The organism is Achromobacter veterisilvae (genome assembly GCF_037619525.1).
Classification (GTDB): domain Bacteria; phylum Pseudomonadota; class Gammaproteobacteria; order Burkholderiales; family Burkholderiaceae_B; genus Achromobacter; species Achromobacter veterisilvae.
Genome location: NZ_CP148753.1, coordinates 2,574,461 through 2,599,057 on the forward strand (window position 1 = coordinate 2,574,461; position 24,597 = coordinate 2,599,057).

General features: G+C 67.3%; 23 protein-coding genes and 1 pseudogene. 12 read left to right on the top strand and 12 right to left on the bottom strand.

Annotated features, from left to right (window positions below; genetic code table 11):
- Positions 1–122: 122 nt before the first annotated feature.
- The 5 genes from nth to fdxA form a co-directional block, all read right to left on the bottom strand.
- The gene (nth, locus tag WHX56_RS11880; protein WP_129241886.1) at positions 123–758 is read right to left on the bottom strand and encodes an endonuclease III; all 636 of its coding nucleotides are present in this window, start codon (positions 756–758) and stop codon (positions 123–125) included.
- Positions 755–1,396 (bottom strand): electron transport complex subunit RsxB, encoded by a 642-nt coding sequence (rsxB, locus tag WHX56_RS11885; RefSeq protein ID WP_338881293.1) that lies wholly within the window; start codon positions 1,394–1,396, stop codon positions 755–757. The genes nth and rsxB overlap by 4 nt, the downstream gene beginning before the upstream one ends.
- Positions 1,397–1,595: 199 nt before the next feature.
- On the bottom strand, positions 1,596–2,822 hold the full coding sequence (locus WHX56_RS11890; RefSeq protein ID WP_129241888.1) for a polyhydroxyalkanoate depolymerase: 1,227 nt from the start codon (positions 2,820–2,822) through the stop codon (positions 1,596–1,598).
- Positions 2,823–3,034: 212 nt separating this feature from the next.
- Positions 3,035–3,835: a ferredoxin--NADP reductase gene (locus tag WHX56_RS11895; protein ID WP_338881294.1), complete on the bottom strand. Its 801-nt coding sequence runs from the start codon at positions 3,833–3,835 to the stop codon at positions 3,035–3,037.
- Between the two features lie 49 nt (positions 3,836–3,884).
- Positions 3,885–4,208: a ferredoxin FdxA gene (gene fdxA, locus WHX56_RS11900; RefSeq protein ID WP_006389264.1), complete on the bottom strand. Its 324-nt coding sequence runs from the start codon at positions 4,206–4,208 to the stop codon at positions 3,885–3,887.
- A gap of 156 nt (positions 4,209–4,364) precedes the next feature.
- Between fdxA and pncB the strand changes: the two genes are divergently transcribed.
- The gene (gene pncB / locus WHX56_RS11905; RefSeq protein WP_165360205.1) at positions 4,365–5,540 is read left to right on the top strand and encodes a nicotinate phosphoribosyltransferase; all 1,176 of its coding nucleotides are present in this window, start codon (positions 4,365–4,367) and stop codon (positions 5,538–5,540) included.
- A 72-nt stretch (positions 5,541–5,612) separates the two neighbouring features.
- A complete protein-coding gene (locus WHX56_RS11910) occupies positions 5,613–5,963 on the top strand; it encodes a RidA family protein (RefSeq protein ID WP_062679502.1) in 351 nt (116 codons plus the stop codon).
- A gap of 140 nt (positions 5,964–6,103) precedes the next feature.
- On the opposite strand, the gene WHX56_RS11915 is transcribed toward WHX56_RS11910, so the two are convergent.
- Complete coding sequence (locus WHX56_RS11915; RefSeq protein WP_129241891.1) at positions 6,104–6,610, bottom strand: flavodoxin family protein; 507 nt, start codon at positions 6,608–6,610, stop codon at positions 6,104–6,106.
- Positions 6,607–7,440, bottom strand: coding sequence for a zinc-dependent peptidase (locus tag WHX56_RS11920; protein WP_129241892.1), 834 nt, complete (start codon positions 7,438–7,440; stop codon positions 6,607–6,609). Before WHX56_RS11920 ends, WHX56_RS11915 begins: the two co-directional genes overlap by 4 nt.
- Positions 7,441–7,544: 104 nt before the next feature.
- Between WHX56_RS11920 and WHX56_RS11925 the strand changes: the two genes are divergently transcribed.
- Positions 7,545–9,809, top strand: a complete 2,265-nt coding sequence (locus tag WHX56_RS11925; RefSeq protein ID WP_338881295.1) for a bifunctional (p)ppGpp synthetase/guanosine-3',5'-bis(diphosphate) 3'-pyrophosphohydrolase — start codon at positions 7,545–7,547, stop codon at positions 9,807–9,809.
- Here WHX56_RS11925 and WHX56_RS11930 read toward each other — a convergent pair.
- Positions 9,803–10,010: pseudogene (locus WHX56_RS11930) on the bottom strand (MFS transporter); the annotation flags it as partial. The gene WHX56_RS11925 and the pseudogene WHX56_RS11930 sit on opposite strands and share 7 nt — an antisense overlap.
- A 36-nt stretch (positions 10,011–10,046) precedes the next feature.
- Here WHX56_RS11930 and argE point away from each other — a divergent pair.
- The 5 genes from argE to WHX56_RS11955 all read left to right on the top strand — a co-directional run bounded on the left by argE (position 10,047) and on the right by WHX56_RS11955 (position 15,134).
- On the top strand, positions 10,047–11,198 hold the full coding sequence (gene argE, locus WHX56_RS11935) for an acetylornithine deacetylase (RefSeq protein WP_338881296.1): 1,152 nt from the start codon (positions 10,047–10,049) through the stop codon (positions 11,196–11,198).
- Positions 11,199–11,334: 136 nt separating this feature from the next.
- The gene (trpB, locus tag WHX56_RS11940; RefSeq protein ID WP_129241895.1) at positions 11,335–12,534 is read left to right on the top strand and encodes a tryptophan synthase subunit beta; all 1,200 of its coding nucleotides are present in this window, start codon (positions 11,335–11,337) and stop codon (positions 12,532–12,534) included.
- Positions 12,535–12,543: 9 nt separating this feature from the next.
- Entirely contained in the window at positions 12,544–13,407 is an 864-nt protein-coding gene (trpA, locus tag WHX56_RS11945) for a tryptophan synthase subunit alpha (protein ID WP_129241896.1), read from the top strand.
- A gap of 35 nt (positions 13,408–13,442) precedes the next feature.
- On the top strand, positions 13,443–14,318 hold the full coding sequence (gene accD, locus WHX56_RS11950; protein ID WP_129241897.1) for an acetyl-CoA carboxylase, carboxyltransferase subunit beta: 876 nt from the start codon (positions 13,443–13,445) through the stop codon (positions 14,316–14,318).
- A 267-nt stretch (positions 14,319–14,585) separates the two neighbouring features.
- Positions 14,586–15,134 carry an acyloxyacyl hydrolase gene (locus WHX56_RS11955; protein WP_129241898.1) on the top strand — a complete coding sequence of 183 codons (549 nt, stop codon included), beginning with the start codon at positions 14,586–14,588 and terminating at the stop codon, positions 15,132–15,134.
- Between the two features lie 147 nt (positions 15,135–15,281).
- Here the strand turns inward: WHX56_RS11955 and WHX56_RS11960 are convergent, their stop codons facing one another.
- Positions 15,282–18,353 carry an Rne/Rng family ribonuclease gene (locus WHX56_RS11960; RefSeq protein ID WP_338881297.1) on the bottom strand — a complete coding sequence of 1,024 codons (3,072 nt, stop codon included), beginning with the start codon at positions 18,351–18,353 and terminating at the stop codon, positions 15,282–15,284.
- A gap of 511 nt (positions 18,354–18,864) precedes the next feature.
- Here WHX56_RS11960 and WHX56_RS11965 point away from each other — a divergent pair.
- From WHX56_RS11965 to msrQ, 4 genes are all read left to right on the top strand, one after another.
- The gene (locus WHX56_RS11965; RefSeq protein WP_129241900.1) at positions 18,865–19,842 is read left to right on the top strand and encodes an RluA family pseudouridine synthase; all 978 of its coding nucleotides are present in this window, start codon (positions 18,865–18,867) and stop codon (positions 19,840–19,842) included.
- Between the two features lies 1 nt (position 19,843).
- Positions 19,844–20,512: an HAD family hydrolase gene (locus WHX56_RS11970; protein WP_338881298.1), complete on the top strand. Its 669-nt coding sequence runs from the start codon at positions 19,844–19,846 to the stop codon at positions 20,510–20,512.
- 167 nt (positions 20,513–20,679) lie between these two features.
- Complete coding sequence (msrP, locus tag WHX56_RS11975; protein WP_338881774.1) at positions 20,680–21,642, top strand: protein-methionine-sulfoxide reductase catalytic subunit MsrP; 963 nt, start codon at positions 20,680–20,682, stop codon at positions 21,640–21,642.
- Positions 21,643–21,649: 7 nt separating this feature from the next.
- Positions 21,650–22,288, top strand: a complete 639-nt coding sequence (gene msrQ / locus WHX56_RS11980; RefSeq protein WP_287754652.1) for a protein-methionine-sulfoxide reductase heme-binding subunit MsrQ — start codon at positions 21,650–21,652, stop codon at positions 22,286–22,288.
- A gap of 12 nt (positions 22,289–22,300) precedes the next feature.
- Here msrQ and WHX56_RS11985 read toward each other — a convergent pair whose 3' ends face one another.
- The 3 genes from WHX56_RS11985 to WHX56_RS11995 are packed head-to-tail and all read right to left on the bottom strand — an operon-like array spanning position 22,301 to position 24,465.
- Positions 22,301–23,086, bottom strand: coding sequence for an N-acetylmuramoyl-L-alanine amidase (locus tag WHX56_RS11985; RefSeq protein WP_338881299.1), 786 nt, complete (start codon positions 23,084–23,086; stop codon positions 22,301–22,303).
- A 3-nt stretch (positions 23,087–23,089) separates the two neighbouring features.
- Positions 23,090–23,866 (bottom strand): SAM-dependent methyltransferase, encoded by a 777-nt coding sequence (locus WHX56_RS11990; RefSeq protein WP_338881300.1) that lies wholly within the window; start codon positions 23,864–23,866, stop codon positions 23,090–23,092.
- A complete protein-coding gene (locus tag WHX56_RS11995) occupies positions 23,863–24,465 on the bottom strand; it encodes a Maf-like protein (protein WP_338881301.1) in 603 nt (200 codons plus the stop codon). The genes WHX56_RS11990 and WHX56_RS11995 overlap by 4 nt, the downstream gene beginning before the upstream one ends.
- Between the last annotated feature and the right edge of the window lie 132 nt (positions 24,466–24,597).

Below are 24,597 nucleotides of genomic sequence, written 5' to 3' on the forward strand. Positions count from 1 at the left end.
AGAATGGAAATGCATCGCAGCAAATACGCGTTGACCGACATCAATGCGTCACATTTTCCCGGGCGAGGGAAAACCCGGTTTTCCCTTTCCCGCTGCGGCGGATGCGCCCCGGCGCGCGCCGTTCAGGCGGGCGTTTTCTGCTTGAATTCGCAGAGATCGGAAATGCCGCACTGGGGGCATTTGGGCTTGCGCGCCACGCAGACGTAGCGGCCCAGCAGGATCAGCCAGTGGTGCGCGTCCTGCATGTATTCGGCGGGCACGAATTTCTCGAGCTTCCGTTCGACTTCCAGCACGTTCTTGCCGGGGGCGATGCCGGTGCGGTTGGACACGCGGAAGATGTGCGTGTCCACGGCCATCGTGGGTTGGCCGAAGGCGGTGTTGAGCACCACGTTGGCGGTCTTGCGGCCCACGCCGGGCAGGGCTTCCAGCGCCTCGCGGGTCTGCGGCACTTCGCCGCCGTGCTGTTCGATCAGGATCCTGCACGTGGCGATGGTGTTCTTCGCCTTGGTGCGGTAGAGCCCGATGGTCTTGATGTAGTCCGCCAGCCCTTCCTCTCCCAGCGCCAGCAGGCCTTGCGGCGTGCCGTGCGCGGGGAAGAACTTGCGCGTGGCGATGTTGACCGATTTGTCGGTGGCCTGCGCCGACAGCAGCACGGCGATCAGCAACTGGAACGGCGTGTCGTATTCCAGTTCGGTCGTGGGGTGCGGATTGGCCGCTTGCAGGCGGGCGAAGATTTCTCGGCGTTTGGCGGCGTTCATTGTTTCGTCGCGTTGCGGCGGGCCCGGGCGCGGGCCAGCGCGGATTCGATGGCGGAGCGCTTGCGCTCCTCGTTGCCGGCGTCGTCGGCGGGCGCGGGGGCGCTGGGCGCCGCTGGCGCCTCGGGGGCCATCAGGCGCGCGTTGTCGGCGGCCAGGCGTTCCGCCCGCGCCAGGTGGCTGCGATGGCGCTGGCGGCTGATCGCGGCGTCCTGCTCGCTCCAGCCGCGTTCCGCGGGGACCATTTCGATACAGTCCACCGGACAGGGGGCCACGCACAGGTCGCAGCCGGTGCACCAGTCGTCCAGCACGGTATGCATGTGCTTGTTGGCGCCCACGATGGCGTCCACCGGACAGGCCTGGATGCACAGCGTACAGCCGATGCAGTGGGATTCGTCGATGCGGGCGACCAGCAGCGGGCCGGGTTCGCCGCGGGCCGTGTCCAGCGGCAGGACAGGGGTGCCGAGCAGGGCGGACAGCGCGGCGATGCCTTCGTCGCCGCCGGGCGGACAGCGATTGATCGGGGCGGCGCCGCCGGCGATGGCGTCGGCGTAGGGCCGGCAGCCGTCGTATCCGCACTTGGTGCATTGCGTCTGGGGAAGCAAGGCATCGATGCGGTCGGCTAGAGAGCGACAGGACATGATAGGAAAACAGAAAGCCGTGGGATGGGTGGCGCGCGGGAGTTCTTAAGCAAGGACACGAACGCCCAACGCGCGTAACCCATGCTGCCGCAATAGACTGTTTTCCGGCCGGAGCCGGGCACAGTCTGCCCACGGCCGCATGGGTTACGCGCGCTGGATACCTGAGTCCTTGCTTAAGAACTCTCGCGCTTCACCCATCCTACGCAGATTGCCGGATGAATTCGGCAATTTTAGGACAGATCATTTCGCGCCAGCGGCGGCCCGAGAAAATCCCGTAGTGGCCGCAGTCGGGCGCGGTGTAGTGCATCTTGCGATCGGCCGGGATGTTCCTGCACAGCTTGATGGCGGCGCGCGTCTGGCCCTGGCCGGAGATGTCGTCCAGTTCGCCCTCGATCGTGAAGAGGGCGACCTTCTTGATGTCCGCGGGGCGCACGGGCTTGCCGTCCACTTCCCAGGTGCCGTTGGGCAACTGGAAGTCCTGGAACACCATGCGGATCGTGTCCAGGTAGAACTCGGCCGGCATGTCCAGCACGGCGTTGTATTCGTCGTAGAAGCGGCGGTGCGCCTCGGCGTCGCTGTCGTCGCCGCGCAGCAGGTCCAGGTAGAAGTCGTAGTGCGACTTCATGTGGCGGTCCGGGTTCATGGCCATGAAGCCCGCGTGCTGCAGGAAGCCCGGGTAGACCTTGCGGCCCGACCCCGGATAGCGCGGCGGCACCGGATGGATGACCTGGTTCTCGAACCACGAATAGGGCTTGGTCGTGGCCAGGCGGTTCACCTGCGTGGGCGACTGGCGCGGGTCGATGGGGCCGCCCATCATCACCATGCTGCGCGGCTGGCAGGGATCGTCGGCGGAGGCCATCAGGGATACGGCGGCCAGCACCGGCACCGTGGGCTGGCAGACGGAAATGACGTGCACGTCCGGGCCCAGGTGGCGGATGAAGTCCTGCACGTAGCGCACGTAGTCGTTCAGGTGGAACGGGCCGGCCGACAGCGGCACCATGCGGGCGTCGATCCAGTCCGTGACGTAGACGTCATGGGCGGGCAGCAGGGCGCGCACCGTGTCGCGCAGCAGGGTCGCGTGATGGCCGGACAGCGGCGCGACCAGCAGGACCTTGGGGTCGTCGCGGTGGGCGTGGCGGACGTCGCGGTGGAAGTGGATCAGGCGGCAGAACGGCTTGTCCAGCACCAGGCCTTCGGTGACGCGGACGGATTTGCCGTCGATCTGGGTGGTGGGCAGATTCCAGGCCGGCTTCTGGTATTCCTTGCCGATACGCGTCATCAGCTCGTACCCGGCCGCCATCTGGCGGGAAATCGGGGTATAGGCGAGAGGGCTGTAGGGGCTGGAAAACAGTTGGGAGCCGGCGTCCGTAAATGCAGCGAACGGAGTCAGGAAGGCGCGCTGCATTTCGTGCAATTGATACAGCATTTGGGAAAATCCTTCTGGGTCGTGCGTGTGCCCCGATTATTGCTCCGGGGACTAACGATATTTCGAAACAGCCTGAAGAAACGCCGTCAAAAAAAGCAAATATGTTGCTAAAAAACGACCCGATATCCGTTAGGCACCAGTTTAGGGCGCTTCTTATGCCCCAAGGCAATACCCAAATGGGGGATTTATGCACTACGCCGGACGGCGTGGCGTCACCAGTAGTTTTCGACCGCCAGGTTGCCGGGGATGCCGCGGCGGCCCGGCTTGAAGCCGCGCTCGCCCAGCAGCTTGCGGGCGTCCGCCAGCATGTCGGGATTGCCGCAGAGCATGACCTTGGCATGCTCGGGATCCAGGGGCTGGCCGGCCAGTTGCTCCAGGCGGCCGTCGGCGATCAGCGTGGTGAGGCGTTCCTGCGGCATGCCGGGCAGGGGCTCGCGCGTGGCGATGGGCAGATAGACGAGTTTTTGCGGATCCGCCGCGAACAGCTCGGCCAGGCCGGGCTGCTCGCGCCAGGATTCGATCTCTTCGCGATAGGCCAGCTCCGCGGCGGTGCGCACGCCGTGCACCAGGACGATGCGGCGGTAGGCGCGCCAGACGGCGGGGTCGCGCAGGATGGACAGATAGGCCGACAGCCCGGTGCCGGACGCCAGCAGCCACAGGTCTCCCCCCGGGGCGAAGCGCTCCAGGGTCAGGAATCCGTAGGGGGCCTTTTCCACGTACAGCGAGTCGCCGGGCTGCAGCCGGGCCATGCGCGGGCTGAACAGTCCCTCGGGGACCACGATGGAATAGAACTCCAGCCAGGGCTCGTGCGGCGCCGAAACCATGGAGTAGGCGCGCCACAGCGTGGGGGCGCCGTCGGGGGCGCCGGCTTCCGGCAGACCGACACGCGCGAACTGGCCGGGCAGGAAGGTGTACGCGTCGTCGCGCGTCACGCGCACGGAGAACAGCTTGTCTGGCACCCAGGTGTGGACGTGGGTTACGGTCTGGCGCGTGTATTTGGAGTCGTCGGTCATCGGGGCATCGCGCGATGCCGGCCGCCACGCGGGGGCCGGCGTTCGCGGATTATTTTTCCAGGTATTGCAGCTTGTCCTGCTTGCCGTTCCACTCGTCGGCGTCGGGCAGGGGCTTCTTGGCGCGGCTGATGCTGGCGAACTCGGGCGAGAGTTCCGCGTTCAGGGCGATGAAATTCAGTTGGTCCTGCGGCACGTCTTCTTCGGCGTAGATCGCGTTGGCCGGGCATTCCGGAATGCAGACGGCGCAATCGATGCATTCGTCGGGATCGATCACGAGGAAGTTCGGACCCTCACGAAAACAGTCCACCGGGCACACGTCTACGCAATCGGTGTACTTGCATTTAATACAGTTTTCGGTGACAACGTGGGTCATTCAGGAACTCCGGGATCGGCGGCTTTTGTGTCTTGTTGCGCCGATTTTACCCAATGCCGCGCGGATGTGCCGGCAATACCCGTATTGACATAGTGGCCCTTCGGCGCTTGCGGCGCGCGCGCTATGCTATGGTGTCGCGAAACGAAACGCGCAATCATGATAATTACCTCGCTGCTCGACACCGACCTGTATAAATTCAGCATGATGCAGGTGGTTCTGCACCAGTTTCCCGCTGCCCAGGTCGAGTACCGTTACAAATGCCGTACTCCCGGGGTCGACCTGCGTCCCTATCTGGACGAAATCCGCGAGGAAGTGCACCAGCTATGCCAATTGCGCTTCACCGAAGACGAACTTAAATATCTCGGCGGCTTGCGTTTTATCAAAAGCGACTTCGTCGATTTCCTCGAACTGTTCCACATGCCCGAGCGATGCATCCATATCGGCGAGGGCGAGGGACCCGGTGAAATCAGCATCGAGGTCAAGGGGCCGTGGCTGCACACGATCCTCTTCGAAATCCCGGTGCTGGCCATCGTCAACGAAGTCTATTTCCGCAATACGCGCAAGAGCCCCGACTGGGAAGAGGGCCGCAAGCGCCTGCAGTCCAAGATGCACCTGGTGCTGGACGATCCCGCGCTGGCGGATTTCCGCGTGGCCGAATACGGCACGCGCCGCCGCTTCTCCAAGGTCTGGCACGAGGAAATCGTGTCCACCATGAAGGCGCAGATGGGCCCGCATTTCGCCGGCACCAGCAACGTGCTGTTCGCCAAGCAGCACGAGGTCCTGCCGCTGGGCACGATGGGCCACGAATACCTGCAGGCCTGCCAGGCGCTGGGTCCGCGCCTGCGCGATTCGCAGGTGTTCGCGCTGGAAGTGTGGGCCAAGGAATACCGCGGCGACCTGGGCATCGCGCTGTCCGACGTCTACGGCATGGACGCCTTCCTGCGCGACTTCGACATGTATTTCTGCAAGCTGTTCGACGGCGCGCGGCACGACTCCGGCGACCCGTTCGTCTGGGGCGAGCGCCTGCTCGAGCACTATCGCAAGAACCGCGTGGATCCGCGCGCCAAGACGCTGGTGTTCTCGGATTCGCTGACCTTTCCGCGCGCCATCGAACTGGCCCGCCAGTTCTCCGGCCGCTGCAAAGTGTCGTTCGGCATCGGCACCAACCTGACCAACGACCTGGGCCACGAGCCCTTGCAGATCGTCATGAAGATGGTCCGCTGCAACGGCCAGCCCGTCGCCAAGGTGTCGGATGCGCCGGAAAAGACCATGTGCGACGATCCGGCCTACCTGGCCTACCTGCGCCAGGTCTTCCAGTTGCCTCCCGCCTGACGGCGGCTCGGGGTAAATTGCGGGTTTCCTTGCGTTGTTTCACCCAACCCACTCGATCCTAGGGGAATATTCATGAGCAGCATCAAGCGCTTCCACGTCGACAAGCGCCTGTCGGACATGGCCGTGTACAACGGCGTCGCGTACCTGGCGGGCCAGGTGCCGGACGATGCCACACTGGACATCACCGGCCAGACCGAGCAAGTGCTCGCGACGATCGACCGCCTGCTGGCCGAAGCCGGCACGGACAAGACCAAGATCCTGATGGCCCAGATCTACGTGGCCAACATGAAGGAATTCGACGGCATGAACAAGGCGTGGGACGCCTGGGTCGCGGCCGGCAATTCGCCTCCGCGCGCCACGGTCGAGGCCCGGCTTGCGAATCCGGATTACAAGGTCGAGATCGTCGTTACGGCGGCGGTCTAGAACCCTTTGGGTGTCTGGCATTCATTCGATGGGTGTCAGACACCCATGAGATGGCGGTGCATGGCGGAGTCCGTCTCCTCGGGTGTCTGACACCTGCCGCCCGCCTGCCGCCTCGCCTGCCGCGGCCGCCTCTCCGCCCGCTACCCCAGCAGCAGCGTCCCGGCCAGCAATCCCCCCAATTCCTCGCATTTCGCAAGGTCCGCCTGCGCCACGGTTTTGGGCGCCAGGATCTGCCGCGCCGTCTGCGCGCCCATGTTGACGATGAGCGCGGGCGCCACCGCCTTCAGCCGCCATCCAGTGCAGATGCGTTCCGCCTGCCGCGCCGCGCCCGCGCCGTCGCTGCCCGCGCTGATCGCGCAGGCATAGGGCAGCCCCTGTATCCGGTCCAGCACCGCGTAGTAGTTGCGGTCGAAGAATTCCTTCATTTCCCCGCTCAGCCCCGCCAGGTTCTCGGGGGCGCAGAACAGATAGCCCTGGCTGGCGAGCAGTTCGCCGGCCTCGGCGTCCGCGGCGCGCCGCAGCACGACGCGCAAATCGGCATCCTGTTCGAGCTGCGCGGCGGCGGACCGCGCGCCGCGGGCCGCGGCCTCGGCCATTTGCCGCGCGGCGCCGGTGCGGGAATGCCAGACGATCAGCAGTTGTTTCATGCGTGGCGTTCCAGGGGATCCTGCCGGTAGTAGGCCTTCAGCAGTTCATACCATTGCGGCAGGGCCTGCTGCATGGGGTAGGGGTCCACGAAGAAGTGTTCCGAGCTGACCGCGAAGAATTCGGCTTCGTCGGTGGCGGCGTACGGGTCCATCGGCAACTGGCCGTACCAGGCGTCCGCCTCCTCGCTGTCGGGATCGACGTCCGGCGGGATGGCCGCCTCCACCGCGTCGAGGGCGGCGATGAAGCGGTCCATGCTGTCGTCCAGGACGCGGCGCCAGGTCCGGGGCGTCAAGTCGGGGTGCGCCGCCAGCGACGGCATCCCGTCGGCGAAGCCGGAGCGCAGGTCCAGCTTGTGGGCGAATTCGTGGATGACCACGTTGAAGCCGCCTTCGGAGAGCTGTGTGTCTTCCCAGGACAGGACCAGCGGCCCGCCGTCCCAGGCCTCGCCGGCGGCGTCCTCGATGTATTCGTGCACCACGCCGTCCTCGTCCTGGCGCGATCGGGGAACGCGGAAGCCGGCCGGATACACGATGATCTCGTCCCAGCCTTCGTACAGTTCGGGCGCCAGATTCAGGATGGGCAGGCTGGCCTGGGCCGCGATCGACAGGCGCATGAAGTCGGATACTTCCAGCCCCTGCGCGCCATTGATGTTCTTGCTGGCCAGCAGCCAGGCCGCGCGCGCCAGCAACTGGGTGGCTTCATCGGCGTTCAGCGCCGCCAGGAACGGGTAGGCGTCCAGCACCTGCCGCCACAGTCCGGGCGAGATGCGGGACTGCATTTCGGCCACCGCGGACGGGCGGGCGCCGCGCCCCTTCAGCCAGCGCAACATAAGCTCGGGTTCCTTCCATATGCCGCGGATGGCGGCGTCTTTTGGGGTTGATACACGCTAGTGTAGAGTGTCGGCATATCAACCAATAACGCTTTCCGCCCGTCATGCCCGCCCCGCCTGTACTCGACGCGCCTTCGCCCTTCGACGCCGCCTGGCGCGAGGAGGTGGGGGCTGGCCTGGATCCCGACGGACTGGCGTTGATCGACCGGGCCGTCGCCTGGGCCGAGCCCCGCTTCGAAGGGCAGCACGCGCTGACGGGCGAGCCCCTGGCCGGACACGGCGCGGGCGTGGTCCGCGTGCTGGCGGGCCTGCACACCGACGCCGCGACGCGGGCGGCCGCCTTGCTGGCCGCCTTGCCGACCGACCTGATGGCGCCCGCGCCGTCCTTGCGCAGCGACCCGGTCGCGGCCGCGTTCGGCGCCGAGATCGCGCGGCTGGTGCAGGGCACGCGGGCCCTGCTGCGGCTGGGCGTGGTGGCCCGGCAGGCCAGCGACGCCGAAGCCGAAAGCGGTTCCCAGAAGGAAATGCAGCGCAAGATGCTGCTGGCCATGGCGGCCGACCTGCGCATCGTGCTGATGCGGCTGGCGTCCCGGCTGCGCAGCCTGCGCTGGCACGCGGAAAGCAAGACGCCGTGCTCCACCGCCTTCGCCCGGGAAACCCTGGACCTGTACGCGCCCCTGGCCAACCGCCTGGGGATCTGGCAGATCAAGTGGGAAATGGAAGACCTGGCGTTCCGTTTCCTGGAGCCGGAAAAGTACAAGCAGATCGCCCGCCTGCTGGAAGAAAAACGGGCCGAGCGCGAGGCCTTCATCGCCAGCGCCATCGAGCGCCTGCAGGCGGCGCTGGCCCGAAGCGGAATCGAGGCCGAGGTCAGCGGCCGGCCCAAGCACATCTACAGCATCTGGAACAAGATGCGCGTGAAGGGCCTGGATTTTTCCCAGATGTACGACCTGCGCGCGCTGCGGATCATCGTGGACGACGTGCGCGCCTGCTATACGGCGCTGGGCATGGTGCACGAGATGTGGACGCCGATCTCCGAGGAGTTCGACGACTATATTTCCCGGCCCAAGCCCAACGGCTACCGTTCCCTGCACACGGTCGTGACCGACGACGACGGCCGCCCGTTCGAAGTGCAGATCCGCACCCGCGAGATGCACCAGTTCGCCGAATACGGCATGGCCGCGCACTGGCGCTACAAAGAGGCGGGGTCCAAGGGCGGCCAGGTGGCGGCCTCCAGCGAATACGACCGCCAACTGGCGTGGATGCGCCAGTTGCTGGCCTGGAACACCGAGGTCGAGGGCGGCGGCGAACCCGCCGGCCCGGCCCCCGGCAAGCCCGCCGGCAAGGGCCGCAACGCGGCGGCGGCGCCGGCGCACACCGACGAACGCATCTACGTGCTGACGCCCCAGGCGCGCGTGATCGAGCTGCCCGCGGGCGCCACGCCGGTCGACTTCGCCTATCACTTGCATACCGACCTGGGCCACCGCTGCCGCGGCGCCCGCGTCGACGGCCAGATGGTGCCGCTGCAGACGCGGCTGTCCACCGGCCAGACCGTCGAGATCATTTCCGCCAAGTCGGGCGGCCCGTCGCGAGACTGGCTCAATCCCCAGTTGGGATTCCTGGCCAGCCCCCGGGCCCGCGCCAAGGTGCGCATGTGGTTCAACGCGATCGAACTGCAGCAGCGCATCACCCAGGGCCAGGCGCTGGTGGAAAAGGAATTGCAGCGCCTGGGCAAGACCGCCGTCAATCTCGAACAGTTGGCGCAGAACCTGGGCTTTGCCCGCGCCGACGACCTGTACGTGGCGGCGGCCAAGGAAGAATTCAGCCTGCGGCAGATCGACACGCTGTTCCAGCAGCCGGCGCCCGCCGCCGAGCCGCAGCCGGCCGCGCTGCGCAGCGCCAGCGCGGGCAGCGCCGAAAAAAGCGGCAAGAGCGGCGTGCTGGTGGTAGGGGTGGGGTCGCTGCTGACCCAACTGGCGCGCTGCTGCCGTCCGGCGCCGCCGGACGCCATCGCGGGCTTCGTCACGCGGGGGCGCGGCGTGTCCATCCACCGCAGCGACTGCCACAGCTATCTGGCCCTGGCCGCGCGCGAGCCCGAGCGCGTCATCGAAGTGGCGTGGGGCGAGACGTCCGACACCTTCTATCCGGTGGATATCAGCGTGCGCGCGCACGACCGTTCCGGCCTGTTGCGCGACCTGTCCGAGGTCTTTGCCCGGCTGCGCCTGAACGTGGTGGGCGTGAACACGCAGAGCCGGCAGTCGCTGGCCCATATGGTGTTCACGGTGGAGGTGCGCGGCGGAGAGTCCCTGTCGCGCGCGCTGGACGCGCTGGCCGAGGTGCAGGGCGTGTCGTCGGCGGCGCGCCGCTGAGCCTCCGCGGCGCGCGAGGCCGCCTGGCGCTCTTCTTCCTTGATCTGCTTGAAGACGTCGGTTTCGTCGACGTTGCGGCGGATATAGATGGCGATCGGCAACGATGATCAGGCCGAAGGCGAAGGGCAGGCGCCACGCCCAGTCGGCGATCTGCTGCGGCGTGAAGAACTCGGTGATGAGCGTGCCGCGGGCGGCGCCTGGCTTTACACTGCTCTTTTTCCCCACGAGAGTAGTGACATGAACGCGCGCACCTGGCTGGAAACGCTGGTCGGTTTCGACACCACCAGCCGCAATTCCAATCTTGCCCTGATCGAAACCGTCCGCGATTGGCTCAAGGGCCAGGGCGTCGACGCATGGCTGGCGCACAATCCGGAGCGCACCAAGGCCAACCTGTTCGCCACCCTGCCGGGGCAGGACGGCGGCCTGCAGGGCGGGATCGTCCTGTCGGGCCATACCGACGTGGTGCCCGTGGACGGCCAGGACTGGAGCACGGATCCGTTCAAGCTCATCGAAAAGGACGGCCTGCTCTATGGCCGCGGCAGTTGCGACATGAAGGGCTTCATCGCCGGTTCGCTGGCGATGGTGCCGGAATTCCTGGCCATGCCCCGCAAGAAGCCGATCCACCTGGCGTTCTCCTACGACGAGGAAGTGGGCTGCGCCGGCGCGCCCTACATGCTGGCCGACCTGCACGACCGCGGCATCCGGCCGGAAGGCTGCGTGGTGGGCGAGCCCACAGGCATGCAGGTGGTGGTGGCGCACAAGGGCATCAACCTGTTCCGCTGCAAGGTGCATGGCAAGGCGGCGCACTCGTCCCTGACCCCGCGCGGCTGCAACGCCATCGAATACGCCGCGCGCCTGATCTGCCGCATCCGCGACCTGGCCGACAGCTTCAAGGCCAAGGGTCCGTACGACCAGTTCTACGACGTGCCGTTCTCGACCATGACCACCAACCAGATCCACGGCGGCATCGCGGTCAACACCATTCCGGAATCCTGCGAATTCAGCTACGAATTCCGCAACCTGCCTGGCATGCAGCCCGACGAGATCCAGGCGGAAGTCGAGAAATACGTGCGCGAAGAGCTCCTGCCGCGCATGCAGGCCGAGTTCGAGGGCGCCAGCATCGAGATCGAAACGGGCGCCGCGGCGCCGGCGCTGGAAGCGTCTGAAGAGGCCGCCATCACCCAGTTGGTGCGCGCCCTGACCGAAGACCGCGAGACCCGCAAGGTCGCCTACGGCACCGAGGCCGGCCTGTTCCAGGGCATCGGCATCCCGACGGTCGTCTGCGGCCCGGGCCACATCGAACAGGCCCACAAGCCCGACGAATACGTCGCGCTGGACCAATTGGCGTCCTGCGAGACCTTCCTGCGCCGCCTCGGGCAGTCCCTCTGAGGCCGCCGCGGTCGTTTGCGGAGCGGACGCGCGGCCGCTTCCGCTCCCGGCCGCAGCCGGCGTCAGGTAAAATACCGGGTTGCAAACCGGATTTGCGGCGGGCAGTGGCCTGCCGCGATGCCGGGGGAGATGCTTGGTGAAACCTTACGACTTTCCGGATGCCAAGGGCCATTTCGGCCCCTATGGTGGCGTTTTCGTGGCGGAAACGCTGATGCACGCGCTCGACGAGCTGCGCGCGGCCTACGACCGATATCGCGTCGACCCCGCCTTCCAGGAAGAGTTCAACTACGAACTCAAGCATTTCGTGGGCCGGCCCAGCCCGGTCTACCACGCCCGCCGCTGGTCTGAACAACTGGGCGGCGCCCAGATCTGGTTCAAGCGCGAAGACCTGAACCACACCGGCGCCCACAAGGTGAACAACTGCATCGGCCAGGCGCTGCTGGCCAAGCGCATGGGCAAGCCCCGCGTCATCGCCGAGACCGGTGCCGGCCAGCACGGCGTGGCCACCGCCACGGTGGCGGCGCGCTACGGCATGGAATGCGTGGTCTACATGGGCAGCGAAGACGTCCGCCGCCAGGCGTCGAACGTCTACCGCATGAAGCTGTTGGGCGCGACGGTCGTGCCCGTCACCTCCGGTTCGCGCACCCTGAAGGACGCGCTGAACGAAGCCATGCGCGACTGGGTCACCAACATCGAGAACACGTTCTACATCATCGGCACGGTGGCGGGTCCCGACCCCTATCCCCGCATGGTGCGCGACTTCCAGACCGTGATCGGCAACGAATGCCTGACGCAGATGCCCGAGGCCGTCGGCCGCCAGCCCGACTACGTCGTGGCGGCGGTGGGCGGCGGCTCCAACGCCATGGGCATCTTCCATCCCTACATTCCGTATGAAAACGTGCGCCTGATCGGCGTCGAGGCGGCCGGCGAGGGCATGGACACCGGGCGCCATGCCGCGTCCCTGGCCGCCGGCCAGGTGGGCGTGCTGCACGGCAACCGCACCTACGTCATGCAGGACGCCGACGGCCAGGTCCAGGAAACGCATTCCGTGTCGGCCGGCCTGGACTATCCCGGGGTCGGCCCGGAACATGCCTGGCTGAAGGACTCCGGCCGCGCCGAGTACGTCGGCATCACGGACGAAGAAGCCCTGAAGGCCTTCCACGACTGCTGCCGCATCGAGGGCATCATGCCCGCGCTGGAGTCCTCGCATGCCATCGCCCAGGCGGTGAAGATGGCGGCCACGCTGCCGCGCGACACCGTCATCCTGGTCAATTTGTCGGGCCGTGGCGACAAAGACATGCATACCGTGGCCGAAAAGGCCGGTATCGAGCTTTAAGGGCCGACCATGGCAACTCGCACCGACCGCATCGCCGCCGCCTTTGCGCGCACCGCCGAATCCGGCCGCGCCGCGGCGCTGATTCCCTATATTGCCGCGGGCGATCCCTCGCCCGAGACCACCGTTCCCCTGATGCATGCGCTGGTCGAGGCCGGCGCCGACGTCATCGAGCTGGGCGTGCCGTTCTCCGACCCCATGGCCGACGGCCCCGTCATCCAGCGGGCCGCCGAACGCGCCATCGCGCAGGGCGTGGGCCTGGCCCGCGTGCTCGAAATGGTGGCCGAGTTCCGCCAGCGCGACACTGCCACGCCCGTGGTGCTGATGGGCTACGCCAACCCGATAGAACGCATGGGCCAGGAGCGGTTCGCGCGCGAAGCCGCGCAGGCCGGCGTGGACGGCGTGCTGGTGGTGGACTATCCGCCCGAGGAAGTCGTCGAATTCGCCGCGGCGCTGGGCGGGCAGGGCATTGCCCCCATTTTCCTGCTGGCGCCCACCTCCACCGAGGAACGCATCAAGGCGGTCGCCGAGGTGGCCCGCGGCTACGTGTACTACGTGTCGCTCAAGGGCGTGACGGGCTCGGGCTCGCTGAACACCGATGACGTGGCCGAGCGCGTGGCCCTGATCCGCCGTCACGTGCGCGATATTCCGGTCGGCGTGGGCTTCGGCATCCGCGACGCCGAAAGCGCCCAGCGCGTGGCGCGCGCGGCCGACGCGGTCGTCATCGGCAGCAAACTGATTGAAACCATGGAGCAGGCGGTGGCGGACGTCCCGGCTGCCCGGAAAACCGATGCCGCAGTCGCCGCCGCCAGCGGCTGGCTGCGCACCATCCGGCAGGCGCTGGATCTAGTGAAACGAGAAAACGCGTCGGCCTGAACGGCGGGCGCGACCTCATACGGGATGAAAAAACAATGAGCTGGATCGAAAAACTCCTGCCTCCTCGCATCAATAAAACCAGCGACAGCGGCGCCCGCCGCGTTCCCGAAGGCCTATGGGTGAAATGCCCGTCGTGCGAATCGGTGCTGTACAGCGAAGACCTGGCCGCCAATCTGCATGTGTGCCCCAAGTGCGACCATCACATGCGCATCGGCGCCCGCGCCCGGATCGATTCGCTGCTCGACCTGGAAGGCCGCGTTGAAATCGGCCAGACCACGCGTTCGGTCGACACGCTGAAATTCAAGGACACGCGCAAGTACCCCGAGCGCCTCCAGGAGGCGGTCAAGCAGACGGGTGAAACCGACGCCCTGGTGGTCATGAGCGGCTCGATCCGCGGCGTGCCGGCGACGCTGGCCTGCTTCGAATTCGAATTCATGGGCGGCTCCATGGGGTCGGTGGTTGGCGAGCGCTTCGCGCGCGGCGCCCAGGCCGCCCTGGACAACAAGACGCCCTTCATCTGCGTGGCCGCTTCGGGCGGCGCGCGCATGCAGGAAAGCCTGCTGTCGCTGATGCAGATGGCCAAGACGAACGCCATGCTGACCCGCCTGTCGGCCGCCGGCCTGCCTTTCATCAGCGTGCTGACCGATCCCACCATGGGCGGCGTGTCGGCCAGCTTCGCCTTCATGGGCGACGTGGTCATCGCCGAACCGAAGGCGCTGATCGGCTTTGCCGGCCCGCGCGTGATCGAGCAGACCGTGCGCGAAAAGCTGCCGGAAGGCTTCCAGCGCGCCGAGTTCCTGTTGCAGAAGGGCGCGATCGACATGGTCGTGGACCGCCGCCAGTTGCGCGAGGAAATCGCCCGCCTGCTGGCGCTGCTGACCAATCAGCCGGCGGACGTGGTCACGGCCTGACGAAACCGTTGCGGCCACCCCGGTCAACCGCTACTAGGCGGGCCGGGCTGGCGGTGGCAATATGCCGTCGGAGGCCTGGGCCCCGGCGGCTTTTTCATGCGCGCGGCCCGCGGGGCGCCCGGGCACGCGCCTTGCGGAGCTGGCGCGCATGTTTTGCGGAACAGTGTTTTCCATCCGCAATGTTGCCTGCGTGCGACACAAATCAAGTCGTGTGGCCCGTATTTTGCTATGTTGCGTTCTAGAGTTGAAATCTACGGAGTGATCCCAATGCAGTCGACCAAGAAGAAAATGCTTACGCGCCTTGTCGGGCTGGCCCTGGCGGCTACCGCGACGTTCGCCAGCGCCCAATCGTCCAACGGCACCCAGGGCGGCGTGAGCCTGCACTACGGCATTGGAGACCACTATCAGCGCCTGACGCTGAACTACGAAACGCCTTCGGTCTGGACCTACCAGTTCGGCGGCAACTGGGGCCGCCTGGACCTGACGCCCGAGTTCGGCGCCTCGTACTGGTGGGCGGATGGTTCGCGTTCCCCCGGCCACGTCTGGCAGTTCAATGCCATCCCCATGTTCCGCTGGTGGACGGGCGAACGCTTCTACCTCGAAGCGGGCATCGGCGCCACGCTCTTCTCCAGCACGCGTTTCGCCGACGAGAACATCAGCACGGCCTTCCAGTTCGGCGACCACGTCGGCCTGGGTTTCCTGCTGACGCCGAACAACCGCATCGGCGTGCGCTATTCGCACTTCTCGAACGCCAGCATCAAGCGTCCGAATCCCGGCCTGGACGTGGTGCAGTTGACCTACACGTACCAGTTCTGAACCGGCTGACGCCGCTACGAAAAACCCTCGGAGATACCGAGGGTTTTTTTTCGCGCTTGGTGCCCCCCAAGGGTTTTTCTTGTCGCCGGGCCGCCTTAAGACAAAAAAAACCCCCGCCGAAGCGGGGGTCTTGCACAGCTTGCGCGCTTAGTGGCGCGTCTCGACCTGAACCAGGGGTTCGTTGGAGACGGGCGCGACCGGCTTGCGCTCGCGGCCCAGGCGGACCGGCGTGTGCGTGGCGGCAATGCGCAACTGCGTCTGGGCGTGGCGGTCCGGATCGGTTTCCACCCACTGCAGGCCGGCGGCGTTCACCACGTCGTGCAGGGCTTGCGCCTTGGCCGACGGTGCGGCGGCCGGCACCACGATGGGCTGCTGCGCGCTGGCCGAGGCTGCCGCGGCGGGAGCCGGGGCGGGCGCGGCGGCCGGAGCCGGAGCTTCCTGCGGAGCCGGGGCGGCGGGAGGCGTCGCCACGGGTTCGACGGTGGCGGCTTCCACCGGAGCCGCCGGCGCTACGGGCGCGGAGACTTCGCTGGCGGGCTGCACGGCGACCGGCTGCGTCGTTTCGACGGCGGGGGCGGCTTCCTGCTCGGGTTCGGCGGTTTGCGCCTGCACGGGTTCGGCCTGCTGCGGGGCTTCGGCCTGAACCGGCGCGGCTTCCACCTGAACCGGCGCGGCTTCCACCTGAACCGGAGCGGCCTCAACCTGAACCGGCGCGGCTTCAACCTGAACCGGCGCAGCTTCGGCCTGCTCGGCCTGTGCCGGCGCGGCGTCGGATGCCGGAGCCTGGACCGGTTCCGCGGCTTCAGGCTGTTCGCCGGCTTCTTCGTCGCTGCCGTCTTCGAGCTGATCGTCGCCGGCGGCCAAGCCGGATTCTTCCTGGCTGCGGCGGCCACGGCGGCTGCGGCGGCGGCGGCGCTTGCGTTCCGGATCGACCGCGCCTTCCGCGCCTTCGGCGGGAATCGCATCCGCCGATTGCTCGACGGCGTCCGCGGCTTCCAGGGAGGCTTCCGCGGCCGGCTGAGCGGTGTCAGGCAGGGCGGTGGCGACCGTCTGGGCCAGCGCGGCGACCATGCTTTCCTGTTCGCTCATCGGGGCGTCGGATTGGCCTTCCTCGCGGCGGTTGCGGCCACGGCCGCGGCGGCGGTTGCGGCCGGCGCCGGCGTCTTCCCCGGCGGCCTGTTCGGCTTGCTCGGGGCGGTTGGACGCCAGGGCCGACTGCGTGGCCTGGGTGTCGCGGTCGCCGCGGGCTTCATTGCGGTTGTGGCGCTCGCCGCGTTCCGGACGATCGCCTTCGGCGCGGCGGCCGCCGCGCACGTGATGGCGGCCGCTTTCGCTGCCTTCCGCGCCTTCGCCGCGCGATTCGCCGCGGCGGTTGCGGTTGCGGTCGGAACCATGGCGTTCGCCACGGCGTTCCTGGCCGTCATGGCCGGAGCGGCCCTTGCCGCGGCCGGAGGCGGCGCGCTTGGCGCTGTCTTCCTGGGCGGCGGGAGCGGGCTTGGCCGTTTCGGCGCCGCCGGTCAGCCAGCCGACCAGGCGCTTGAACAGGCCGCCCAGGCCGCCGGAGGCCGCCGGAGCGGGCGCGGCGGGGGCGGGAGCCGGCGTCGAAACGGGGGCGGGTTGCGAGGGCGTGATGCCCTTGACCAGCGCTTCCGGACGGGCCTTGACCTCGTGTTCGCGGGGCTGCCAGGGGGAGTCGGTGGCGGGGGCCTCGACCAGCTCGAAGCTGGTCTTCAGCTCTTCGAGGCGGGGGTCGTCGTGGCGCAGGCGCTCGATGTGGTGATGCGGGGTCTCCAGGTGCTTGTTGGGGATCAGCAGCAGGTTGACCTTCAGGCGGGCTTCCATCTTGGTGATGTCGGCGCGCTTTTCGTTCAGCAGGTAGGTGGCCACGTCGACCGGCACTTGGGCGTGCACGGCGGCGGTGTTTTCCTTCATCGCCTCTTCCTGGAGCAGGCGCAGCACGTGCAGCGCGCTGGACTCGGCGTCGCGGATCACGCCGGTGCCGTTGCAGCGCGGGCAGGTGATGTGCGAGCCTTCATTCAGGGCGGGGCGCAGGCGCTGGCGCGACAGTTCCATCAGGCCGAAGCGCGAGATCTTGCCCATCTGGACGCGGGCGCGGTCGAAATGGAGGGCGTCGCGCAGGCGCTGTTCGACGGCGCGCTGGTTCTTGCTGTCCTCCATGTCGATGAAGTCGATGACGATCAGGCCGCCCAGGTCGCGCAGGCGCAACTGGCGGGCCACTTCGTCGGCCGCTTCCGAGTTGGTGCGCAGCGCGGTTTCCTCGATGTCGGCGCCGCGGGTGGAGCGGGCCGAGTTGACGTCCACCGACACCAGCGCTTCGGTGTGGTCGATGACGATGGCGCCGCCCGAGGGCAGTTGCACGGTGCGCGAGTACGCCGTCTCGATCTGGTGTTCGATCTGGAAGCGCGAGAAGAGCGGGATGTCGTCGCGGTAGCGTTTGACGCGCTGGACGTTGTCCGGCATCACCACGCTCATGAAGGCGGTGGCCTGGTCGGCGATCTCGTCGGTATCGATGAGGATTTCGCCGATTTCCGGGGAGAAGTAGTCGCGGATGGCCCGGATGACCAGGCTGGACTCCAGGTAGATCAGGATGGGCGCGGAGTTGTCGCGCGCGGCGCCGTCGATGGCCGTCCAGAGCTGCAACAGGTAGGACAAGTCCCACTGGAGTTCTTCGACGTTGCGGCCGATGCCGGCGGTGCGGGCGATGATGCTCATGCCCTGGGGCAGATCGAGCTGCTCCATCGTGTCGCGCAGTTCCTGGCGGTCCTCGCCCTCGACACGGCGCGAAACGCCACCGCCGCGGGGGTTGTTGGGCATCAGGACCAGGTAGCGGCCGGCGAGCGAGATGAACGTGGTCAGGGCGGCGCCCTTGTTGCCGCGCTCTTCCTTTTCAACCTGGACGATCAGTTCCTGGCCTTCGCGCAGGGCGTCCTGGATGCGGGCGCTGCGGACGTCCACGCCTTCCTTGAAGAAGCTGCGCGCAACTTCCTTGAAGGGCAGGAAGCCGTGGCGGTCTTCACCGTAGTTGACGAAGCAGGCTTCGAGGCCGGGTTCGATCCGGGTAATGACACCTTTGTAGATGTTGCCTTTGCGTTGTTCGCGGCCGGCAGTCTCGATGTCGAGGTCGATGAGTTTCTGCCCATCGACGATAGCGACGCGTAATTCTTCCTGATGCGTCGCATTGAACAGCATGCGCTTCATGAGAGGGGTTCTCCGTTGTCATGACGCGCCGATATCGGCGCGTGACCTCGGGTCACTCGGGCTGCGGGCTGAAGCGGGCAAGAAAGAATGCGGACCGTACCTGGGCGGCGCCCAGGCGTATCCGCCGCGGGTCAGGCGGGCACGTCGTGCCGTGGGGCACGGGGTTCTGTCAGCAGGAGGGTCAGCTTCACTGAATGTGGTTTGACGGAAAAATTGCTGTGAACGGCAGTTGCAGCCGGAATGGTTGCCGACGCGCAACTGGTGCTTTAAATATGCGACGATTCTTGCAGTGCTTCAGAGCCGCTTGCGGCATGCAACGGACCTGCTGGGACAGCGGGCAAAATGAATGCCACACCACTATCCGGCAGGGCGCGGTTGCGCCGGCGACCAAGAGACCCAGGGACTGAACGAGCAGGCAGTACAATGGCGGCCCACGCGCTCGACGGAGTTGCGTACAGTTGCACCTCTACGTCAGGCGGCTGGTTCAGCCCCTTAAGGCTGTCCCGATTATATGTCGCTTTCCGCAATGCGCAAAGAAACTTCCTCCCCTGCCTCTCCCTCTAAAGCCGCCCCCGCCGTCCGCATGGTCGAGGTGGGCGCCGAACACGCCGGCCAGCGCCTGGACAATTATCTGGTCCGCCTGTGCAAGGGCGTCCCCAAAACGCATATCTACAAAGCCATCCGCGGCGGCGAGGTGCGGGTAAACAAGGGACGTATCTCGGCCGACTACCGCATCGCCGAGGGCGATATCGTGCGGATCCCGCCGCTGCGGCTGCCGGATCCGGGCACGCCGCGGCCGGTGCCGGGCGCGGAATTCCCCATCGTCTTCGAGGACGACGCCCTGCTGGTGGTGGACAAGCCCGCCGGCGTGGCGGTCCACGGCGGCAGCGGCGTGTCCTTCGGCGTGATCGAACAATTGCGGGCCGCCCGGCCCGACGCCAAGTTCCTGGAGCTGGTGCACCGGCTGGACCGCGAAACCTCGGGTTTGCTGATGGTGGCCAAGAAGCGCAGCGCGCTGCTGGCGCTGCACGCCATGCTGCGCGAAGGAAAAGGGGACAAGCACTACCTGGCGCTGGTCGAGGGCGATTGGGTCAACGACCGCCAGCATATCAAGCTGGGCCTGTCCAAGTGGACCACGCAGTCCGGCGAACGCCGCGTCAAGGTGGACCCGGACGGGCAGTCGGCGCACACCATCGTCACGCTCAAGCGGCGGTTCGGCGGCTACAGTCTGGTGGACGCCGAACTGCGCACCGGGCGCACCCACCAGATCCGGGTGCACCTGGCCGCCAGCGGGTTTCCCATCGTGGGCGACGACAAGTACGGCCACGACGAGGTGCGGGCGCACTTCGCGCGCATGGGTTTCGGCAGGATGTTCCTGCATGCCCACCGCTTGACCCTGGCCCACCCCGCCACGGGCGAGCCCCTGACGCTGACCGCCGAGCTGCCGCCGGCGTGCCTGAAAATACTGAAACAACTGGAGTCGGTCTGATATGTCGTATTCGCTGGTCGTTTTTGACTGGGATGGCACCTTGATGGATTCCACGCACAGCATCGTGGCCGCCATCCAGGGAGCCTGCCGCGACCTGGAACTGGCGGTGCCGTCGGCCTCCGACGCCAGTTGGGTGATCGGCCTGTCCCTGGAAAGCGCCTTGCGCCGGGCGGTCCCGGAACTGACGCAGGCCATGCTGCCGCGCTTCCTGGAACGCTACCGCACGCATTACCTGCTGCGGGATCCGGAACTGCGCCTGTTCGAGGGCGCGCGGGAACTCCTGACCGAACTGGCCGGGCAGAACGTCCGCTTGGCGGTCGCCACCGGCAAGAGCCGCGTCGGCCTGACCCGCGCCCTGGCCGCGACCGGCCTGGGGCCGCTCTTCGACGCCACCCGCACCGCCGACGAAACGTTCAGCAAGCCGCACCCCGCGATGCTGCACGAATTGATGCAGGAACTGGACGTGGCGCCGGGCCGCGTGGTGATGATAGGGGATACCTCGCACGACCTGCAGATGGCGGCCAACGCCGGAGTCCATGGGCTGGGCGTGACCTACGGCGCGCATACGTCGAAGGAACTCGAGGGCTGCGGTCCCCAGGCGGTGCTCGACAGCGTGCCCGGGGTGCGCGAATGGCTGCTGCCGCGGATCTCGGCCGGTACCGGGCTGTAGCGGCCCGGATTTCCGGGCGCGGAACGCCTCGCTTGCGGACGGGTCTATAAGAAATACCCGCAAGAAATAGCCGCAAGCACCGCATCCGCCGCGGAATATCATGGAGCCCCGCGTCGTCCATGGGTTGCGCGGGGCGCGATCCCGCAGGCGCCACACCGGAGACCATGATGCTGATACGCAAGCCCGACGATATCCTTCCCTCCGAGATCACCTCCGAGGCCGTCTGGCGGTCGCGCCGCGAACTGATCCTGCGGGCCGGGCTGGCCGCCGCGGCGGCGGGCCTTCCGGGTTGGGCCGCGCGCAGCGCATTCGCGCAGGATGCCGGCGCCTTGCCGGGCAAGGCCGACCCCGCCTTGAGCGTCATGGACAAACAGACCTCGTTCGCCGACGTCACGTCCTACAACAATTACTACGAGTTCGGCGTCGATAAGGGCGATCCGGCCGAAAATGCCGGCAAGTTGCAGACGCGTCCCTGGGCCGTGAGCGTCGAGGGCGAGGCCGGCAAGCCGCGCACCTTCTCCATCGACGAACTGCTGAAGCTGGCCCCCCTGGAAGAGCGCGTCTACCGCCTGCGCTGCGTCGAGGGCTGGTCGATGGTCATCCCCTGGGTGGGCTATTCGCTTTCGGCGCTGCTCAAGCAGGTCGAGCCCACGGGCAACGCCAAGTATGTGGAATTCGTGACGGCGGTGCAGCGCGAGAACATGCCGGGCGTGCGCGCCGCGATCCTGGAATGGCCCTATGTCGAGGGGCTGCGCATCGACGAGGCGATGAATCCGCTGGCCATGCTGGTCTTCGGCGTCTACGGCAAGGTGCTGCCCAACCAGAACGGCGCGCCGCTGCGGCTGGCCGTGCCCTGGAAATACGGTTTCAAGTCGGCCAAGTCCCTGGTGAAGATCCGCCTGGTCGAGAAGGCGCCGGTTTCCTCGTGGATGCGGGCCGCGCCGCAGGAGTACGGTTTCTACGCCAATGTGAACCCCGGCGTGCCCCATCCGCGCTGGAGCCAGGCCACGGAGCGCCGCATCGGCGAGGACGGCCTGTTCTCGCCCAAGCGCAAGACCCTGATGTTCAACGGCTACGGCGAGCAGGTCGCATCGCTCTACCAGGGCATGGACCTGAAGGCCAACTACTGAGGCGGCCATGCCCGATGGCATTTCGCAGGCGCCGCCGCGCAAGGCGCAGCTTTCCGCCAAGGCGGTCGGGCGTTTCAAGCCCGTTCTGTTCCTGTTGGGGCTGGCGCCGTTCGCGCGCTGGTTCTGGCTGGGCGCGAACGACGGCCTGACCGCGAACCCGGTCGAGTTCCTGACCCGTTCCTCCGGCACCTGGACGCTGGTCTGCCTGCTGGTCACGCTGGCCATTACGCCGCTGCGCCGCCTGGCGGGGCAGCCGGCCCTGGTGCGCCTGCGGCGCATGTGCGGGCTCTTCGCCTTTTTCTATGGCGCTATGCATTTCATGGCCTGGGTCTGGTGGGACCGGGGCCTGGATCCGGCGGCAATGCTGCGCGACATCGGCGAACGCCCCTTCATCACGGCGGGATTCGCGGCGTTCGTGCTCATGACGGCATTGGCGGCCACCTCCACGCAATGGGCCATGCGCAAGCTGGGAAAACGCTGGCAAAGCCTGCACCGCGCCGTCTATGCCATCGGCCTGCTGGCGGTGCTGCATTACTGGTGGCACAAGGCCGGCAAGAATGATTTCGCGCAACCCTTGATCTATGCCTCCGTCCTGGCCCTGCTGCTGGGCTGGCGGGTGGTGGCATGGCTGCGGCGCCGCCGCTGACGGGGCCCCGCCCTACAGCATCGCCAGCATGATGGCGGCGGTTTCCGCGTCCGGCTGGCCATCGTGCAGGGCCGGGCGGTAGTGCATCTGGAACGCCGCCAGCGCGTTGATCGTGGCCTTGTCCAGCACGCCGTCCTGCGGGCAGGCGTAGCCCAGCCGCTGCAATTGTTCCTGGAACCACACGACGTCGGGGACGCCTTGCGATTGCAGGCGGGCCAGGTGCTGGGCCGCGCCGGCTTCGTCGTACCAGCGCCCGATGCCGGCGGCGGCCAGGGCTTTCCACGGGAAGAGGGGGCCGGGGTCAACCTTGCGCTGCGGCGCGATGTCGCTGTGGCCCACCACGTTCTCGGGCGCGATGCCGTGGCGCTGGGCGATGTCGCGCAGCAGGATGGTCAGCGCGCGCAGTTGGCGGTCGTTGTAGGGATGCCACATCGGCTTGCCGTCGGGGCCTTCGGTCCAGCCCGGATTCACGACTTCGACGCCGATGGACGTGCTGTTCATGGCGATGTTGCCGTACCAGGAACTGGCGCCGGCGTGCCAGGCGGCGCGGCTTTCGTCGACCAGCCGGTAGGTCCGCCCGGAATCGGTCACCAGGTAGTGAGCGCTGACTTTGCCCTTGGAGAGCAACTGCATCGAGCGGGCGTCGTCGACGGAGGTGTAGTGCAGCACGATGGAGCGGACCCGGCTGGCCTGGCTGACGGCCGTGACCGAGGTGTCGAGGTCCAGGCCGGCGGGGCCGCGCGCGGCGCATCCGGCCAGGACTGCCGTGGCCAGCAGCGCGGAAGTCAGGCGGAGCATGGTTCAGCGGGCCAGGTAGAGGAACAGCGTGGGCAGCTTGTCGAGCTGGGGCGCGGGCTGCCGCTTCCAGTCGGCCACGCTGCGGGTCGCGATCCATTCGTCGGCGGTGGTCACCGAGCGGGCCACGCACAGCTTGGTATCGCCTTTCAGGCTGGCCAGCAGCGTGGCGAACATGGCGGCGTTGCGGTAGGGGGTCTCGATCAGGAGCTGGGTCTGGTTGTGCTTGGCCGAATGCTGTTCCCAGGCGCGCAACTGCCTGGCGCGTTCGGCCGGGTCCACGGGCGCGTAGCCGTGGAAGGCGAAGCGCTGGCCGTCCAGCCCGCTCGCCATCAGGGCCAGCAGGATGGACGAGGGGCCGACCCAGGGCTTGACGGTCATGCCCAGCCGGTGGGCGGCGTCCACGACCTTTGCGCCCGGGTCCGCGACGGCGGGGCAGCCGGCCTCGGAAACCAGTCCGATTTCCGCGCCGCTTTGGATGGGATCCAGCCAGGCCTTGATCTGGGCGGCGTCCACCTTGTCGCTCAGGGTGTGGATGGTGATTTCCTGGAGCGGCCGGGCGGTGCCGATCAGCTTGAGGAACGCGCGGGCGGTCTTGGCGTTCTCCGCGATATAGGTGTCCAGCCGGCCGGCCAGGGCGCGGACTTCGGCGGGCAGCCAGCGTTCGGGCGGGGCGTCGCCCAGGCCGACGGGGATCAGGTGCAGGGCGCCTTTTGCTGAGGTGCCTTCGCGCTGGCGCGCTGCGGCGCCATGAGCCTGCGGGGCGGCCGGGTGGTGGCTCATGCGGGCGCTCCGGGGGCGTCCAGCGGGTCCAGCCCGAATCGCGCCAGCATGCCGGTCAGCGCGATCAGCGGCAGGCCGATGATGGCGGTCGGATCGTCGCTCTGGATGCTCTCCATCAGGGCGATGCCCAGGCTTTCCGCCTTGGCGCTGCCTGCGGTATCGTAGGGTTCCTCGGCCCGCAGGTAGGCTTCGATCGCCTGGTCCGTCAGGCGGCGGAAGCGGCAGCGCGTGACGACGTCGGCTTTTTCCACGCGCTGGCCGTCGGTGACCGCCAGCGCGCTGTGGAATTCCACTAGCTGGCCCGACAGGGCCCGCAATTGGGCCAGGGCGCGCGGAAAGTCGCCGGGCTTGCCGATGGGCTGCCCGTCCACGGTGGCCACCTGGTCCGAGCCGATCACGATGCTGCCGGGGCGGTTCGCCGCCACCGCCATGGCCTTGGCCACGGACAGGCGCAGGGCCAGGGCTTCGGGCGTTTCGCCCGGTTGTGGCGTTTCGTCCACATCGGGAGAAATGGCGATAAAGGGCAGGCGCAGGCGGGACAGCAATTCTTTGCGGTAACGCGAGCTGGACGCGAGGATCAGGCTAGGCTTCAGGGGCATGCGATATTTGACGATGGTGCGTAAGTCACAGTATTATCTAACGTTTTGCGGCATTTTTGCAGGGACATCGGCACGGAAGTGTGTTGCCCGCCCAGGCAGGAAGCCGTGAATGCAAAGGACTGAATCATTAAG